Below are 14,567 nucleotides of genomic sequence, written 5' to 3' on the forward strand. Positions count from 1 at the left end.
AATGTGGTATTTATAGGCGTAAAAAACCTTTAAAGCCCATACGATTTCTTTGCACTTTCTATCTGTTGTTCTTCTGTAGTATTAGGATACAGCAGGTACTTAGGTGCTATAATAGGTTTTGAACTAGTAATCGTAATCTTGGTAATTGTAGCAAATGGAAACTTGCCTTCAGTAAGGTGTAGCAGCATTTTCTCCATCTTAGAGAAGTCTGTAGCTGATTTCTCTATTATTTCAGCCGCACCTTTAAGCTGGAATCCTTTTTGCTTTAAAATGTCTATAAAACTGATACACACATTTTTATTCGCCCTTATATTTTTAACGGTTTGTGGCGAAGCTATATTTGCTACTATAATTGTATCGTCTTCAAAATAACAGAATATCTCTTTGGGTGATACATTGGGCATGTTATTGGCAGAAGATGTTGCCAGCCAACACAATACACTATCGTCCATAGCCGCTTCTATTTCTTTTGTGAGCATCATAGTGTAATTCTTTAAAAATTCATTTAGAAATTATCTTTCTCCATGAATTCCTTAATTTTTCTTTCTTCCCAGTCATTACCAAATAACGGATTTAAGCCGTATGCTTTTAAGCCATGGGCAAGTAAACCTATACCCCAACCAATGGCAGGGAAAATAACCCACACAAAACTGGTAGTTCTATAATTTATAAAGGCAAGCACAGGTATTACAATACAGTATGAGGTTAAGTTACCGTAGAAGCCTTTAATAAGCTCTACACGCTCTTTAGCTTTCTCGTAGCGCTTGGCACTAATGTGAGAATCTTGTGTTTCTCTAAACGAAATTTCGTTCATTAACATAGGCAGGCGTACTTTAAACTCTTTGTCCGTTTTAAAGATTTGCATTTCCTTTTTTGTGAGAATGGCATAGCGCTGGCGTATATTCTGCAGCCCTACCCCACTACTCTTTTTAACCACCTGTTTTTCTTGAAGATTATTAACGACATACAAATAGTCGTTTTCTTCATAAATTCTAATATGTAATGGTTTAGAAGAAGTTACCACATTGTGTTTCACCGCATTCTCCAATAACAATTGAAGTGACAAGGGTACTATTTTAGTCTCAGGGTTTATAGCTTTATCTGGAATTTCAAATACGATACTATCCTCAAATCGCATTTTTAATAAGCGCACGTAGGTTCTGGCAAAATTCAATTCTTCATCTGCAGAGATAAGATTTTTACTCTTTTGTTCTAAAACATATCTATATACTTTAGAGAGGGATGTAGTGAATTTCTGCGCCTGTAACGGGTCTTCTTCTATTAAACTCGTTAGCACATTTAAACTATTAAAAAGAAAATGTGGGTCTAGCTGATTCTTTAAAGCATCAAACTTTGCAGATGCAGAACCAGCAATTATCTTTTGCTCCTGTACCTTCGTATCTTGTAATGCTTTGTAAAAATAAAATGCATGTAGAAACAGTGATACTATAAGGGTAATCCCTAAAGCAATGATGTAGTATTCTGATTTTTCAGTTGCTAAGAATTTACTAAAATCTTTGCCAAATAATATAACTTCCGTAAACCATCTTACAACACCAAAAGCCATTACCGTTAATATAACCGAACCTATGGCTCCATACCACAAACGTTTTCTAGTCTGCTTCTCCCAACTATATATTTTTGATATATACTCGTTATAGTATGCGTTTACACAGGTAAGTACAAAAGAATAAATAAAGCTTACCCCTGCAAATTGCAGCTCTCTATATAACGTGATATTCTCCCAATCTGAAAAAAGTAAGCGAACAACTACCATAACCACCGTAATGATGATACTTGCCCTAAAAACTTTGAAAAAACTACCCATATGCTTAAAGCTATTATTAATTGCTTTCTATTCTTTAAAATTAGGGATTTCCTTTTAGAACTATATGTTCTCTACATAGGGTATCCACTTATTTGACAAACTTGGTAGTTTTAGCACTGAAATAAAAAAATTACAGTCCGAAATGTCAATAAAGACATCCGAACTGTAATTCACAGTATATAAAAGGTTGGTTGGTTTTTATTTTGAAAAAGTAAACTCCGGCAATTTTATTATCTCACCCCCCTTAAGGGCGGACTCATGAGACAAAATACCCACACATGTAATATTTGCAGATTGCTTCGCATTTGGGTAGGAAGACGTACCATTTATCAAACCATCTACGAAGGCATGTACCAAATGTGGGTGCGACCCACCGTGACCAGCACCTTGGGTAAATGATAAATGTTGATTATCACCTTCATCGTATACTCCTTGCGTTGTAAACGGTTGAATTTCTTTTGGTAATAACTTCGCAAAATCAGGACTCTCAACTTCTTCGGGGATTTCTGGTTCTGGTTTCTTCGCCGTATGAACTACTAATGGCTTACCTTCTATCAACGGCCACTCTACCGACTTTTTTGAACCGTACACTTCAAAACTTTCTCTGTACTGTCGGGCAACATCAAACAGTGAACGATATACTTGCGCGCTCAAATCTGAATTTCTGAATTTTATATGTGTAGTTTCAACAGCGTAAGGTGAGTTATATTCCTTAATTAATTCTTCACGTATGGTACCCGAACCAAAACATGACACATATTCCGCTTCATCTTTTGTTAAACCAAGTACAGGACCAACACAATGTGTTGCATAATGCATTGGTGGCAAACCAGGCCAGTAATTTGGCCATCCGTCCATATCTTGCTGATGGCTTGCCTTTAAAAATTGAACCTTGCCCAATTCTCCATTATCGTATAGTTCTTTCATATACAAGAATTCTCTTGCATACACGACCGTCTCCATCATCATATAGGTGAGTCCTGTACTTTCGGTAAGTTCTACAATTTGTCTGCATTCCTCTACCGTTGTTGCCATTGGTACGGTACACGCAACATGTTTACCTGCTTTTAAAGCTTGTATCGATTGCTCGCCATGGTTAGGAATCGGGGTATTGATATGAACTGCATCAATTGTATCATCTTTCAATAACTCCTCATACGATGTATATCTTTTTGCAATATTGAACGCATCCGCAATTTCATTTAATTTTTCTTCGTTACGTTGGCAAACCGCAACCAATTCTGCATTGGGATACTTTTTATATATAGGAATGAACTCTGCTCCAAAACCGAGTCCTACAATGGCTATTCTTATTTTCTTCTCGCTCATTATGTACTTCTTAATCGTTAAACGTTTGTTTTAAAAATTCTAATCCTTGCCTGGCAAATTCATCTTGACTTTTAGCCATGGTTTTCCATATACAAACAGCGGCTGCCAATTCTTTAATTTCTGGCGTAAAACTCTCTATAACCAATCCGCCACTATAGTTGATATCAGATAATCCTAATTTGAAATCGTTCCAAGGTGTAAGTCCGGTACCAGGCACTCCCCTATGGTTTTCAGATACTTGAACATGAATTAATTTATCTCCTACAGTATTTAAAGCTTCCCTAATATTTCTTTCTTCAATTGTCATGTGAAAACTATCCAATAATACCCGAGCCGATGAATGATTGATATCGGTAACCAATTGCATAATATCATCAACATTATTGACCATGTCAGATTCAAACCTGTTTAAAGGTTCTAATGCAATTGCAAGGTCATGACCATCTGCCATTATACATACTTTTTGCAAGTTGGTCACTGCCAAATCCCATTCTATTTTTCGTTGCTCAGGTGGCACCATACGTGCTTTACCCACCGCAGAATACATTGGTCCGGCAAAAAAATCTACTTCTAGAATATTACATAGTTCAAAGCATTCCTCTAAATAATCGAAACACTGCCGGTGTACTTTAGGGTCTTCATGAGTTAAATCTTTTGTAGGACCGAATGCACCACATACCGAAGCTTTAAGACCATTGTCTAAAAGGGCTTTTTTAACTTCTTTTGCATCTATAATATGCGTGTCTTCTATTGGAATTTCAACAAGGTCATATCCTAGCTCCTTGATTTTTGGAAAAAGTTTGATACTACTTGTAGAAAAAGGCGATTGCCATAACCACGTACTGACCCCAAAATCTATCTTATTTTTCATTTCCTTTTGTGCTAACTATTCGCTATTTATTTTACAATCATCACCCCTTGCATAATTCTCCAGTGTCCCGGAAACGTACATATAAATGGATATTCACCCGGAGTTGTTGGTGCTTTAAATTTCAACGAATAGGTTTCATCGGGATTTAGAATTGGTGTCGCAAAAAGTACATCACTCATTTGCGGTACATAATTAAGTTCTGCTGCATTAGGGTCGGCTGCCATTTTATCGGCTGCCGCACCCACAAGTTCCTTTTTACCTGGTTTGGTGATCACCAAATTGTGCTGCATAAAATCTGGATTCTCTAATACCAATGCTACCTGTTCCCCTGCTTTCACCTCAAACTTGGTGACATCGAATTTCATTTCGTTGGTGATAGTTTTAATCGTAATGACTTTTGCATTGGTAACTTCTTCTGAGCCTTCTGCCGCTAACACTTCAGCATCTACACCATAATATTTCATTAAAAGTGTGGCTATATCAGCGTTAGAATAGGTTTTAGCTTCTTGATCCGAATAGTTTTTTTCTACCTTATATTTCCATTGTCCATGTATTCTAACCAAATCTTCACCAGCCTTTACATACAGTTGCCAAAAATTTCCATAAAGACCTCCCTTATCACCATCATCCTCAACCCTAACAGCAATGGTATTTTTACCTGCCTTTAAAACTCCTTCAGGAATATCATAGGTTCTGTTAGAACTGAAACTGGATGCCATGCCACCTACTTCTACTCCATTCACATACGTAATATCAGAATCATCAATAGGCCCCAAGGATAATATATTGGCTTTTTTCGCCATGCCTGCAGGTATCATCACTTCTTTTCTAAACCAGATAACACCATCAACATCTAACCCAGCATCTTCTATATATTGGGGTATTTCCATGGTTTCCCAACTGCTATCATCAAAAGATGCCGCACTAAAATCGCTCACTTCTTCCGATGGTTTTTTATAATCGGGATTAGCGGCCGTAAAAGCATTTAAGAATCCCTTCACATGTTTTGCAGATGCAGCGTATAATGCCTTGTATAACCATAAGTCATTAATTACCGCCTCGTTCTCACCAAGGTCATGAAGTAATGAGCCTACTTTTTGTGAAGACGGTCTTTCGGCAAAATATATTAATGCTGATAATTGCACATTTGGATCACGGTCATTTAAGGTATTCGCTTTAAATAACGCATCATCGCTTTCATCATTTCGTGGTAGCATTTGTATTGCCGCCTTACGCACTGCCGAGGCTTTATGAAACACTGCTCCTTTTACTACCCCTAATGCATTACTATCGGTTTTTAAAGCACCTAAACCTTCAATGGTCCATAATGCATGCATTGCCGCATTGTTCAAGCCCTTATCATCTACCTGTTTTTTATTGACCAGTTTGTAAAGGTCATTCAATATATCGGTATCACCACGTTCAACCAATAAACGTTGTGCCGTTAACCTCCAAAACTGATTATCGCTACTTAATGCTTCAATCAATGCTTCTGGGTCATCTTTAGTTAATTGTTGTTCTTGATAGATATAATCATATTTAGGTATTACACGCCATATTCTACCATGCCCTTTATCACGTAAGGGGTTTACATAGGCATTACCTTCTCCATTTTCAGCATCGTAACCACCTCTATCTTTATTAGGGGTCGGATTATGTTGCACTATAAAATTATACCAATCTGCTACCCAAACGGCACCATCTGGTCCTGTTTTGGCATCCACTGGTGAGCTCCACTCATCAGAAGAGGCAAAAAGATTACCTGCATCTTCCTCTACATATCCGGCGCCATCTTTTAGTATTCTTGCCTGATGCACTACGCCACCTGTTGGTTCACACACGAAGGCAATACTATTCCAGTACTCACTAGGGTAAGCTCTTGCGGTGTAAAAATGATGCCCTGCCGCAGCAGTGAATCCGCCAAAAACATCTACCTGGCGAACATTGGGTGTAATAGGTTGCATGTAGTAATGTCCGTCAATTTTGGCACTACCGTCTTTTCCTATTCCTTCTACATGATTAAACGTTGCATTGGGGATACCCACAAAAACACTATGCGTATTATTGGCCGTAGAGGCGAAAATAGAATTGTCCTCTGTCAATCCTAATCCCCAAGTATTGTTACTGGTATTCGTTAATACATCAAATGTTTTACGCTTCGGATTGAATTTATATACATTCTGATTAAATTTAAAGCCTTGACCAAAAATTTCTCCTTCAAAGCCGGAATAGCCAACGACTCCATACAAATTGTTATCGATACCATACTGTAAGTTCGACGGACCAGCATGTGTATCAAACGTACCCCATCCATCAATAAGAACCTCTTTTACATCTGCCTTATCATCACCATCGGTATCTTTCAGAAAAATAAAGTGTGGTGCTTGAGAAACTACGATACCGCCATCATAAAAAGCGAAACTTGTAGGTATATTCAATTTATCTGCAAAGACAGTTACCTTATCAGCCTTGCCATCACCATCTGTATCTTCTAAAATTTTTACCTTATCATCACCTATACTATTATCGTTACGTACCGTATTGGGGTAATCTACCGTTTCAATAACCCAAAGCCTACCTTTTTCATCCCAGTTCATAGCAATAGGATTAATAATATCGGGCTCAGATGCAAATAACTCTACATCAAAACCTGCAGGCACTTGTATCAATTTTTTCGATGCTTCTGGTGATAATGGCAATTGGTATTTTGGTGCAGGATCACGCTGCTCGTAATTAGGTATATTCGCACGTTCCTCATATGCAAGGGTCGGCATATCTACCATAAATGCTTCCCAATTCTTTTTTGCGTTATCATCTACTGCCCAAAGAATCCCTGCTTTCACCAATTCTTGAAATCCTTTGTTCTCCCACGTACGCTCATCGTGTCCATATGCAGTATAGAACACTTTTCCTTCGCCAAGCTGCTTCACCCAAGTCCAAGGTTCACGGTGGTCTCCCTCAACACGTTCCATTAATACTGTAATGTCATCAGCTATTTTATCATGCATATAGGTTTCGTCCCATGTTTCAAAAGGTTTTATTTTTTTAGTAATAGGATGTTCTTTATTCGTGATTTCAGCCGTGAACGTACCCGTTTCGTGACTCATGAACTGCGCCCCTACCAAATTGATATATGCTGGGGAATTCTTAAAACAAAAACTTGCAGAATGAATAGGGATAAACGCTTTACCTGATTCCACAAAATTCAGTAAAGCTATTTCTTCAGCCTTACCTATTTCTTCGTGATTAGCATAAATGATGAGTCCGTCGTACTTACTTAAATTTTCCGTATTTAAATCGGATGGTTTTTCGGTATACGTAATATTGATACCATCTTTTGTTAGCGCAGATGCCAAAATAGGAAAATAGGCACGTGAATTATGGTGCTCTATTTCGTGTCCCAAAAACAATAGTTCTATTCTACGAGGAGTATCATCGACACGTTCTTTTTTAGCTGGCGAACATGCCGCCATAAGGAATAGCAAAAAGACTATTTGTAATGATGCGAAGTTGGTTTTCATAAAGAGCGTTGTTTTGTTCTCTCAATATTACATAAAATAGCACGGTATAAATCACTCTTATTTACCACATACTGACTGTATTTTATCATTTCATTTCATTTAACTCCATTTTATTGATAAATTAGTATGCAATTATAAGTTTTTTCTTCAGCTAAAATGATATTCGACCACCATGAAATCTGCTCTTCAAAAATCGCCAATACCAGAATCAAAAGCCTATTTAGCACGCACATTAAACGAACCAGTTTTTGACCCACATTGGCATTTTCATTCAGAGTATCAATTATTTCTTGTTTTAAAAGGTAGCGGCACTCGCTTTATTGGTGATAGTGTAAAACCTTATAAAGCTGGAGATATAACATTTACCGGACCTAATTTACCCCACCTATGGCGCAGCGAACATGCACATGAACAAGAACAGAATATTGCATGGTCTGAAGGGGTCGTTATCTATTTTCATGAGAATTTTTTAAGTGACAACCTATTACAGACCGATGAGGCTATTCGACTACGACAGTTATTTCATAAAAGTTTGCGGGGTATTGAATTTACTAACAAAACTGCTGAAACCCTTCAACAATTAATGCTAGAATTAATTCAAATGGATGGTTTTGAAGGTATTTTACACCTTCTTAAAATTTTAGATTTTATCAGCCAAACAAAGGAGTATGCAATTTTAGCAAGTCCGGGGTATACCAATACCTTGCGTGAAGCAGATACCCAACGTATGTTTAGTGTATATGCCTATGTAATGAAAAACTTTAAACGAAAAATAGCTTTGGCAGAATTGGCAGAGTTAACCAATATGACGCCCACATCTTTTAGTAGGTATTTTAAAATACATGCCAATAAATCGTTCTCAGAATTTGTGAGTGAAATACGTATAGGCCATGCCTGTAAATTGCTGATTGAACAAAAAATGAATGTTTCACAAGCTTGCTACCAGAGTGGTTTTCAGACGCTTTCTAACTTCAATAAACAATTTAAAGCCATTACTAATCGTACACCGTTAGCTTACAAGAAGGAATATGAGGTGTATTAATGTTTTTAAAGGAATACAATTCGATTTCTATTTCATTAAATTGCTTCTAAAATAGATTTAATGAATAGACTATTACCCATACTTTTTATTGCAATCATGTTATTTTCATGTGCTGAACAAGAACAGAAAATAAATAAAACTGAAATTACTAGCAACAAAGAAAAAACCTTAATGGCAATATTTGCTCATCCAGATGATGAGATTGTTATATCCCCTATTCTATCAAAATATCAAAAAGAAGGTGTAAATATTCACTTGGTAATTGTAACAGACGGTAGAAACGGAGTTACTCCTCATGCTAATATTCCTGCAGGAGATGAACTTGCCAAAACTCGAGCTGAAGAGGCATTATGCGTCACACAAACCTTAGGCATTAATCCGCCAATATTTCTCAAATATATCGATGGAGATTTAGCACTTAAAGAGAACATCAATACTTTAGACGAGAAAATTGATAGCCTATTTATAAAGTATAAGCCAAATACTGTAATTAGTTTTGGACCTGGAGGACAGTATGGACATACAGACCATAGAATCGTTAGTAACGTGGTTACAGAGGTTTTTCAAAGAGAGACGTCTAATGAGCTCCAGAATTTACTCTACTACGGATATCCTAGAGAAATTACCAATGCAGAAGTACCCTTTAATACCGATTTGGTCAGCTGGTTGAACGATAATTTAAAAAGAACTCAAAAAAGATTTCTTACCTATAGAATACCTTATAATAAGAGTGATTTAGAATTAGGACATAAAGCATCAAATTGTCATGAGTCTCAATATACTCCAGAAGCTATTGATGATTTAATGGAAATTGTAGAACAGACAGATTCCCTCATATACCTTAGACCTTGGATGGGTAATGAAGAAATTAAAAATACTATTTTCGACTAAAAGCATATTGAATGAATATCAAATACCTAAGCTATCTACTATTTTTTATCATATTAGTTTCATGTCAACAAAAGCAAGAAAAACTACATACTCAGCAAGATGTTTACAGGTACGGCGCTAAAAACGATTCTGCCGTTTTTTATTTTAATAAAGGTTGGGAATTGATTTTAGATTATGGTCAATGGACGCTATCTGAAAAAGCATTTAGAAAAGCTGTTGATTTTGATTCTACTTTTATTGTAGGTAAAGCTTTGGTTGGAAAAAACACTACAAACCTCAATGAAAGAATTCAAATTTTAAATGACATAAACAGCTCACAAATTAAGGTTAGTGAAGACGACCACTTAATTTTAGAAGTAACACGCATTACTTTAGAATTGTTTAATGCCCGTGGAAAAAACGTGAAATTAGATGAAAACTTTATATCATTTTTTTTGACCACTGCCGAGAAGAACTATAGAACCTTTATCCATAAATACCCAAACGAATCATATATTAAAGCTGAGTATATAGAAGTTTTGAATGCAATATATGGTGCAAAAACAGCCTTAGATTCATTACATATACTTACTACCCCTAAACAGAAAAAAGTTCCATTTTTTATTAGCTATGCAGCTACTTTAGAATCTGATTTAGGAAATTTTAAAAAAGCACTCTCCATTGCCGATGATTTTAATAATCAAATTAACGACCCTGGCATACCGCAACCTTACGTGCTGTACGGAAGTATATATTTAAAAATGGACAGTTTGTCTTTAGCGACTTCAAACCTTGATAAAGCCCTTCAATTAGACCCTAATCATATTTTCGCACAGCGATTTAAAACTCAAGTAAATACTAAACTAAAGATTATTAACGGTATTGACTAAAATGACAGACACCAACAAATAAACAATGTTAAAAACAGTACAAATGAAAAAGACGACATATATCTATAATGGCATTACTCGTGTATCATTTTTACTCCTACTCCTGTTTTCAATCTTTATCATTTCATGTAACGGTCAACAGACAGAAAATAAACCGCATACCAAAGAAACTGACTCAAGAACCGCTCTGAAAGACATTCCATTACAAAAAACACAACCGCTTAAAAATGAATATAGTAGTCCTTTTTTACAACCCGAAATTGATATACCGATAAGCGAATTTGTTCGTAGAATTTTTCAAGATAAAAGTGGGAATCTATGGTTTGGCACCAACGGAGATGGTGTAGTAAGGTATAACGGTACTACTCTTGACTATTTTTCTATCGATGAAGGTTTTGGTGGCGTCGCCGTTAGGGGAATTATAGAAGATAAGGACGGTAATATTTGGTTTGGTACCGAACGTGGATTAACGAAATACGATGGGAATTCTTTTGTGAATTTCACAGAAAAAGACGGACTAAACAATGGTAATGTTTGGAGTCTTTTTATGGATAGTAAGGGCATATTTTGGATAGGGACTTTAGAAGGAATCAACCTATTTGATGGTCAAAATTTTTCTTCGTTTTCATTACCAGAAAGAACACCAAATTACAATAGAGGTGTCACCAGTGAAAAAATCGTTCATAGTATAATGGAAGACAGCAAAGGTATTATGTGGTTTGGCACTAATGAAGGTGCCTATTTTTATGATGGAAAATCACTATCTAACCTTTCAGAAAAAGACGGATTATGCAATAACGCCGTCAATGACATTTTAGAGGATAAAAATGGCAATATTTGGTTTGCCACTCACTATGAAGGAGTTTGTTTTTGGGACGGAAAATCTTTCACTAAAGTTGCCACAAAAGAAAGAGAAAATAGTACTGAAGTTTGGAGTCTATTTGAAGATACAGCTGGTCATATTTGGTTTCCAATCGAAAGTTTTGGCGTCTACCGATACAATGGTACAACAGCCACAAATCTCAACGAAAACGACGGACTTAGAAGTGGTGCCATACAATGTATATTTGAAGATAAGGAAGGGAGAATTTGGCTGGGTGGCTATATGGGTCTGTTTCGTTTTAACGGAACTTCTTTTTATAGCGTTAGCCAAAACGGCATTTTAAAAGAATAAATAATTAACCACAATAGACTATAAAACAGATATTTATATATTTCACATTAAAGTTGATCTTTATCATACATTTAATAATCAGAATTCTCTTGACAAAAAATAATCTCAAAATTATAATATAAAAATAGTATTCAGCAATGACTAAAATTATAGATACTCCAGAACAAAATAACCTTAAAATAGGTATGGCTCAAATCTCACCGGTTTGGCTAAATAAAGAGAAGACTATTGATAAAATCAAAGAGTATATCATTAAAGCTGGTGAAGATGATTGTGAGCTTGTAGTTTTTGGTGAAGCTCTATTACCTGGTTATCCTTTTTGGGTTTCCATGACAGACGGTGCTAAATTCGATTCTAAAGTACAGAAAGAAATTCATGCCCATTACATCAAAAATTCCATTCAAATTGAAGCGGGTGAATTAGATGACATTTGTGCTCTTGCAAAGCAACATAAGATTGCTATCTACTTAGGTTTAATGGAACGTGCAAAAAATAGAGGTGGTCACAGTATTTACTGTTCACTTGTTTATATAAATAGTGATGGTGAAATTAAATCTGTACACAGAAAATTGCAACCAACATATGAAGAGCGTCTAACCTGGGCTCCTGGTGATGGTAACGGTTTACGAGTACACGACTTAAAAAACTTTACTGTTGGCGGACTCAATTGTTGGGAAAACTGGATGCCTCTTCCACGCACAGCTTTATATGGTTTAGGAGAGGATTTGCATATAGCCGTTTGGCCCGGTTCCGATTACAATACTGCTGATATTACACGATTTATTGCGAGAGAATCTAGATCTTTTGTAGTTTCGGTTTCTAGTTTAATGAGCAAAACCGATTTCCCTAAAGATACACCACACTTAAATACTATTCTTGAAAACTGCTCAGATACTCTAGCAAACGGTGGCTCTTGTATTGCTGGACCGGATGGAGAATGGATATTGCCCCCAGTTATTGATAAAGAAGATTTAATTACTGCCACTATTGATTTTAACAGGGTGCTTGAAGAACGACAAAATTTTGACTCCGTTGGTCATTATTCTAGACCAGACGTAACGAAATTAACCGTTAATAGAGAACGGCAATCAATTGTTGACATAAATGATTAAAATGGAGAGAACTTAACTGTTCTCTCCATTCAATTCTTTCATAATCTCCGCAAACAATTGATATGATTTAATACGGTCTTGACCATCATAAATGTTAGTGACCGCTATCAGTTCATCTACTTGAGTATCGGCTATAAATTGCTTTATCTGTTTTTTTACTGTTTCCTTACTTCCAATAAAGGAGTATTTAAGCATTTGTTGCACAGAAGGATTCTGACTTAATTCTCTTAGTTCTTCGGTCATATCTACAGGAGCTTGCATAAAACCTCTATTTCCGGTCAATAAGCCTACAATCATCTTATAAAGTGATGTAGAAATACGTTCTGCCTCTTCATCGGTATCAGCCACTATTATATTAACACCTGCCATAGTATACGGCTTTTCTAACTCTTTTGATGGTTGAAATTCATTGTGGTAAATTTTCAACGCATTCATTAAATGTGTTGTTGCGAAGTGACTCGCAAATGCATAAGGCAAGCCTTTCTTAGCCGCCAAATGTGCACTATCTGTACTTGAACCTAAAATGTATAACGGTACATCTACACCCTCTGCTAAAGTAGCACGTACTTTTGCATCTGCATTTTCTGTAGAAAAGTAACGTTGTATTTTTTCAATCTCTAATGGAAACGATTGTGCCGCTTGGAAAAAATCGGAACGTATGGCTTGTGCCGTCAACTGATCTGTACCCGGTGCACGCCCCAAACCTAAATCAATTCGATTTGGATAAAGTATACCTAAAGTACCAAACTGCTCCGCTATAATTAATGGAGAATGATTTGGAAGCATTATTCCGCCAGATCCAACTCGTATTGTTTTTGTTTCTTCAGCAATCTTACCAATTAAAATAGATGTGGCACTACTGCCTATAGCTACTGAATTATGATGCTCTGCCAGCCAAAAACGTGTGTAACCAGCTTGTTCCGCAGCTTGTGCTAGAGCTACCGAATGATCAAAGGTATCTTTCAATGTAGTCCCCTGTGATACTATGGCTAAATCTAATATGGAATATTTTATTTTTTTCATACCATTAAATTCATTTATATATTTAAAAGTATCTATATATCAAATTAAAAAAATTATAAGTTCTGCAACCTCAACAAGTAATTGTCCCAAACCTCATGGTTAAGCGAATAATTATAATTTCGACCAATTTTATGTTGATTTATTAATCCGGATTCTACCAGTTTTTTTATATGATGACTAATTGAAGGTTGCGCCAAATCTAATAAATTACACGCTCTAGTACATTCTACCTTACCCTGGTTCTTTTGCATATACTGCAATAATTTCAACCGATTTACATCACTTAATGCTTTAGATATTTTCTCAACTTGTTTTAGCTCCATGATGTTTTAATATATTGACACATGCAAATGTATTTATAAATATTGATTTAAAATACAAATTGGGAAGACCTTAATAATGATTAACTTGTCCTTAAGACTAATTTCTTCTGAGTGAATATGAAAAGTATTTTGAACAAGCCCCAAATACTCCTGTGGATTTTAATACCAGTAATTCTCCTCTTAGGATTTCTTGCTCCTGACGAAACATTAGTAATAAATTTTCACGACAGCTATTACGTAATTGCTTTAATTCATTTGGCAGAATTTGTGTCTATACTTTTTGGAATTACAGGGTTAGGTTATTGGATTATTCTGAAAGTGAACCGAAAACTAATAAATGTGCTCACCTTAACACATATAATAATTACAATTGGCGGCTCTGCTATTTTACTATTGGCTCCTTATTTTTTTTCAGATGATATTACTGAAACAACCTTTTTTAAATTTGATAATTTAATTGAACAGAACATGATGAATTTATTTGCACTTTTACTAATCGTAATAGGCCTAATAATTTTTATTATTAATATTCTTCAAAGCCTTTTTCGAAGAAAAGAGACCATGGTAAAAAATAAATAGATTTT

13 protein-coding genes are annotated in these 14,567 nt (G+C 35.8%); 6 read left to right on the forward strand and 7 right to left on the reverse strand.

Annotated features, from left to right (window positions below; genetic code table 11):
• Positions 1 to 29: 29 nt before the first annotated feature.
• From P178_RS0117375 to P178_RS0117395, 5 genes are all read right to left on the reverse strand, one after another.
• A complete protein-coding gene (locus tag P178_RS0117375; protein WP_081819466.1) occupies positions 30 to 482 on the reverse strand; it encodes a pyridoxamine 5'-phosphate oxidase family protein in 453 nt (150 codons plus the stop codon).
• A gap of 23 nt (positions 483 to 505) precedes the next feature.
• A complete protein-coding gene (locus P178_RS0117380; protein WP_027067431.1) occupies positions 506 to 1,828 on the reverse strand; it encodes a 2TM domain-containing protein in 1,323 nt (440 codons plus the stop codon).
• Between the two features lie 198 nt (positions 1,829 to 2,026).
• Positions 2,027 to 3,157 carry a Gfo/Idh/MocA family protein gene (locus P178_RS0117385; protein ID WP_027067432.1) on the reverse strand — a complete coding sequence of 377 codons (1,131 nt, stop codon included), beginning with the start codon at positions 3,155 to 3,157 and terminating at the stop codon, positions 2,027 to 2,029.
• A 10-nt stretch (positions 3,158 to 3,167) separates the two neighbouring features.
• A complete protein-coding gene (locus P178_RS0117390; RefSeq protein ID WP_027067433.1) occupies positions 3,168 to 4,028 on the reverse strand; it encodes a sugar phosphate isomerase/epimerase family protein in 861 nt (286 codons plus the stop codon).
• A gap of 26 nt (positions 4,029 to 4,054) precedes the next feature.
• A complete protein-coding gene (locus P178_RS0117395) occupies positions 4,055 to 7,549 on the reverse strand; it encodes a PVC-type heme-binding CxxCH protein (RefSeq protein WP_027067434.1) in 3,495 nt (1,164 codons plus the stop codon).
• A 172-nt stretch (positions 7,550 to 7,721) separates the two neighbouring features.
• Between P178_RS0117395 and P178_RS0117400 the strand changes: the two genes are divergently transcribed.
• The 5 genes from P178_RS0117400 to P178_RS0117420 all read left to right on the forward strand — a co-directional run bounded on the left by P178_RS0117400 (position 7,722) and on the right by P178_RS0117420 (position 12,637).
• Positions 7,722 to 8,591 (forward strand): AraC family transcriptional regulator, encoded by an 870-nt coding sequence (locus P178_RS0117400; protein WP_027067435.1) that lies wholly within the window; start codon positions 7,722 to 7,724, stop codon positions 8,589 to 8,591.
• A 60-nt stretch (positions 8,592 to 8,651) separates the two neighbouring features.
• A complete protein-coding gene (locus P178_RS0117405) occupies positions 8,652 to 9,482 on the forward strand; it encodes a PIG-L family deacetylase (RefSeq protein WP_081819467.1) in 831 nt (276 codons plus the stop codon).
• A gap of 11 nt (positions 9,483 to 9,493) precedes the next feature.
• A complete protein-coding gene (locus P178_RS0117410; protein ID WP_027067437.1) occupies positions 9,494 to 10,351 on the forward strand; it encodes a hypothetical protein in 858 nt (285 codons plus the stop codon).
• Between the two features lie 43 nt (positions 10,352 to 10,394).
• A complete protein-coding gene (locus P178_RS0117415; protein ID WP_197026817.1) occupies positions 10,395 to 11,525 on the forward strand; it encodes a two-component regulator propeller domain-containing protein in 1,131 nt (376 codons plus the stop codon).
• Between the two features lie 137 nt (positions 11,526 to 11,662).
• Complete coding sequence (locus P178_RS0117420; protein ID WP_036147082.1) at positions 11,663 to 12,637, forward strand: carbon-nitrogen hydrolase family protein; 975 nt, start codon at positions 11,663 to 11,665, stop codon at positions 12,635 to 12,637.
• Positions 12,638 to 12,649: 12 nt separating this feature from the next.
• Here the strand turns inward: P178_RS0117420 and P178_RS0117425 are convergent, their stop codons facing one another.
• A complete protein-coding gene (locus P178_RS0117425) occupies positions 12,650 to 13,660 on the reverse strand; it encodes an LLM class flavin-dependent oxidoreductase (protein ID WP_027067440.1) in 1,011 nt (336 codons plus the stop codon).
• A 53-nt stretch (positions 13,661 to 13,713) separates the two neighbouring features.
• Positions 13,714 to 13,983, reverse strand: coding sequence for an ArsR/SmtB family transcription factor (locus tag P178_RS0117430; RefSeq protein WP_027067441.1), 270 nt, complete (start codon positions 13,981 to 13,983; stop codon positions 13,714 to 13,716).
• Between the two features lie 117 nt (positions 13,984 to 14,100).
• Between P178_RS0117430 and P178_RS0117435 the strand changes: the two genes are divergently transcribed.
• Complete coding sequence (locus tag P178_RS0117435) at positions 14,101 to 14,562, forward strand: hypothetical protein (RefSeq protein WP_027067442.1); 462 nt, start codon at positions 14,101 to 14,103, stop codon at positions 14,560 to 14,562.
• Positions 14,563 to 14,567 lie beyond the last annotated feature (5 nt).

Source organism: Maribacter sp. Hel_I_7 (assembly GCF_000688315.1).
GTDB classification, from domain to species: domain Bacteria; phylum Bacteroidota; class Bacteroidia; order Flavobacteriales; family Flavobacteriaceae; genus Maribacter; species Maribacter stanieri.

What these genes read in the sequence shown, in the direction of transcription:
- P178_RS0117375 (WP_081819466.1), bottom strand. Translation starts at nt 482, where the DNA reads ATGATGCTCACAAAAGAAATAGAAGCGGCTATGGACGATAGTGTATTG.
- P178_RS0117380 (WP_027067431.1), bottom strand. Translation starts at nt 1,828, where the DNA reads ATGGGTAGTTTTTTCAAAGTTTTTAGGGCAAGTATCATCATTACGGTG.
- P178_RS0117385 (WP_027067432.1), bottom strand. Translation starts at nt 3,157, where the DNA reads ATGAGCGAGAAGAAAATAAGAATAGCCATTGTAGGACTCGGTTTTGGA.
- P178_RS0117390 (WP_027067433.1), bottom strand. Translation starts at nt 4,028, where the DNA reads ATGAAAAATAAGATAGATTTTGGGGTCAGTACGTGGTTATGGCAATCG.
- P178_RS0117395 (WP_027067434.1), bottom strand. Translation starts at nt 7,549, where the DNA reads ATGAAAACCAACTTCGCATCATTACAAATAGTCTTTTTGCTATTCCTT.
- P178_RS0117400 (WP_027067435.1), top strand. Translation starts at nt 7,722, where the DNA reads ATGAAATCTGCTCTTCAAAAATCGCCAATACCAGAATCAAAAGCCTAT.
- P178_RS0117405 (WP_081819467.1), top strand. Translation starts at nt 8,652, where the DNA reads ATGAATAGACTATTACCCATACTTTTTATTGCAATCATGTTATTTTCA.
- P178_RS0117410 (WP_027067437.1), top strand. Translation starts at nt 9,494, where the DNA reads ATGAATATCAAATACCTAAGCTATCTACTATTTTTTATCATATTAGTT.
- P178_RS0117415 (WP_197026817.1), top strand. Translation starts at nt 10,395, where the DNA reads ATGAAAAAGACGACATATATCTATAATGGCATTACTCGTGTATCATTT.
- P178_RS0117420 (WP_036147082.1), top strand. Translation starts at nt 11,663, where the DNA reads ATGACTAAAATTATAGATACTCCAGAACAAAATAACCTTAAAATAGGT.
- P178_RS0117425 (WP_027067440.1), bottom strand. Translation starts at nt 13,660, where the DNA reads ATGAAAAAAATAAAATATTCCATATTAGATTTAGCCATAGTATCACAG.
- P178_RS0117430 (WP_027067441.1), bottom strand. Translation starts at nt 13,983, where the DNA reads ATGGAGCTAAAACAAGTTGAGAAAATATCTAAAGCATTAAGTGATGTA.
- P178_RS0117435 (WP_027067442.1), top strand. Translation starts at nt 14,101, where the DNA reads ATGAAAAGTATTTTGAACAAGCCCCAAATACTCCTGTGGATTTTAATA.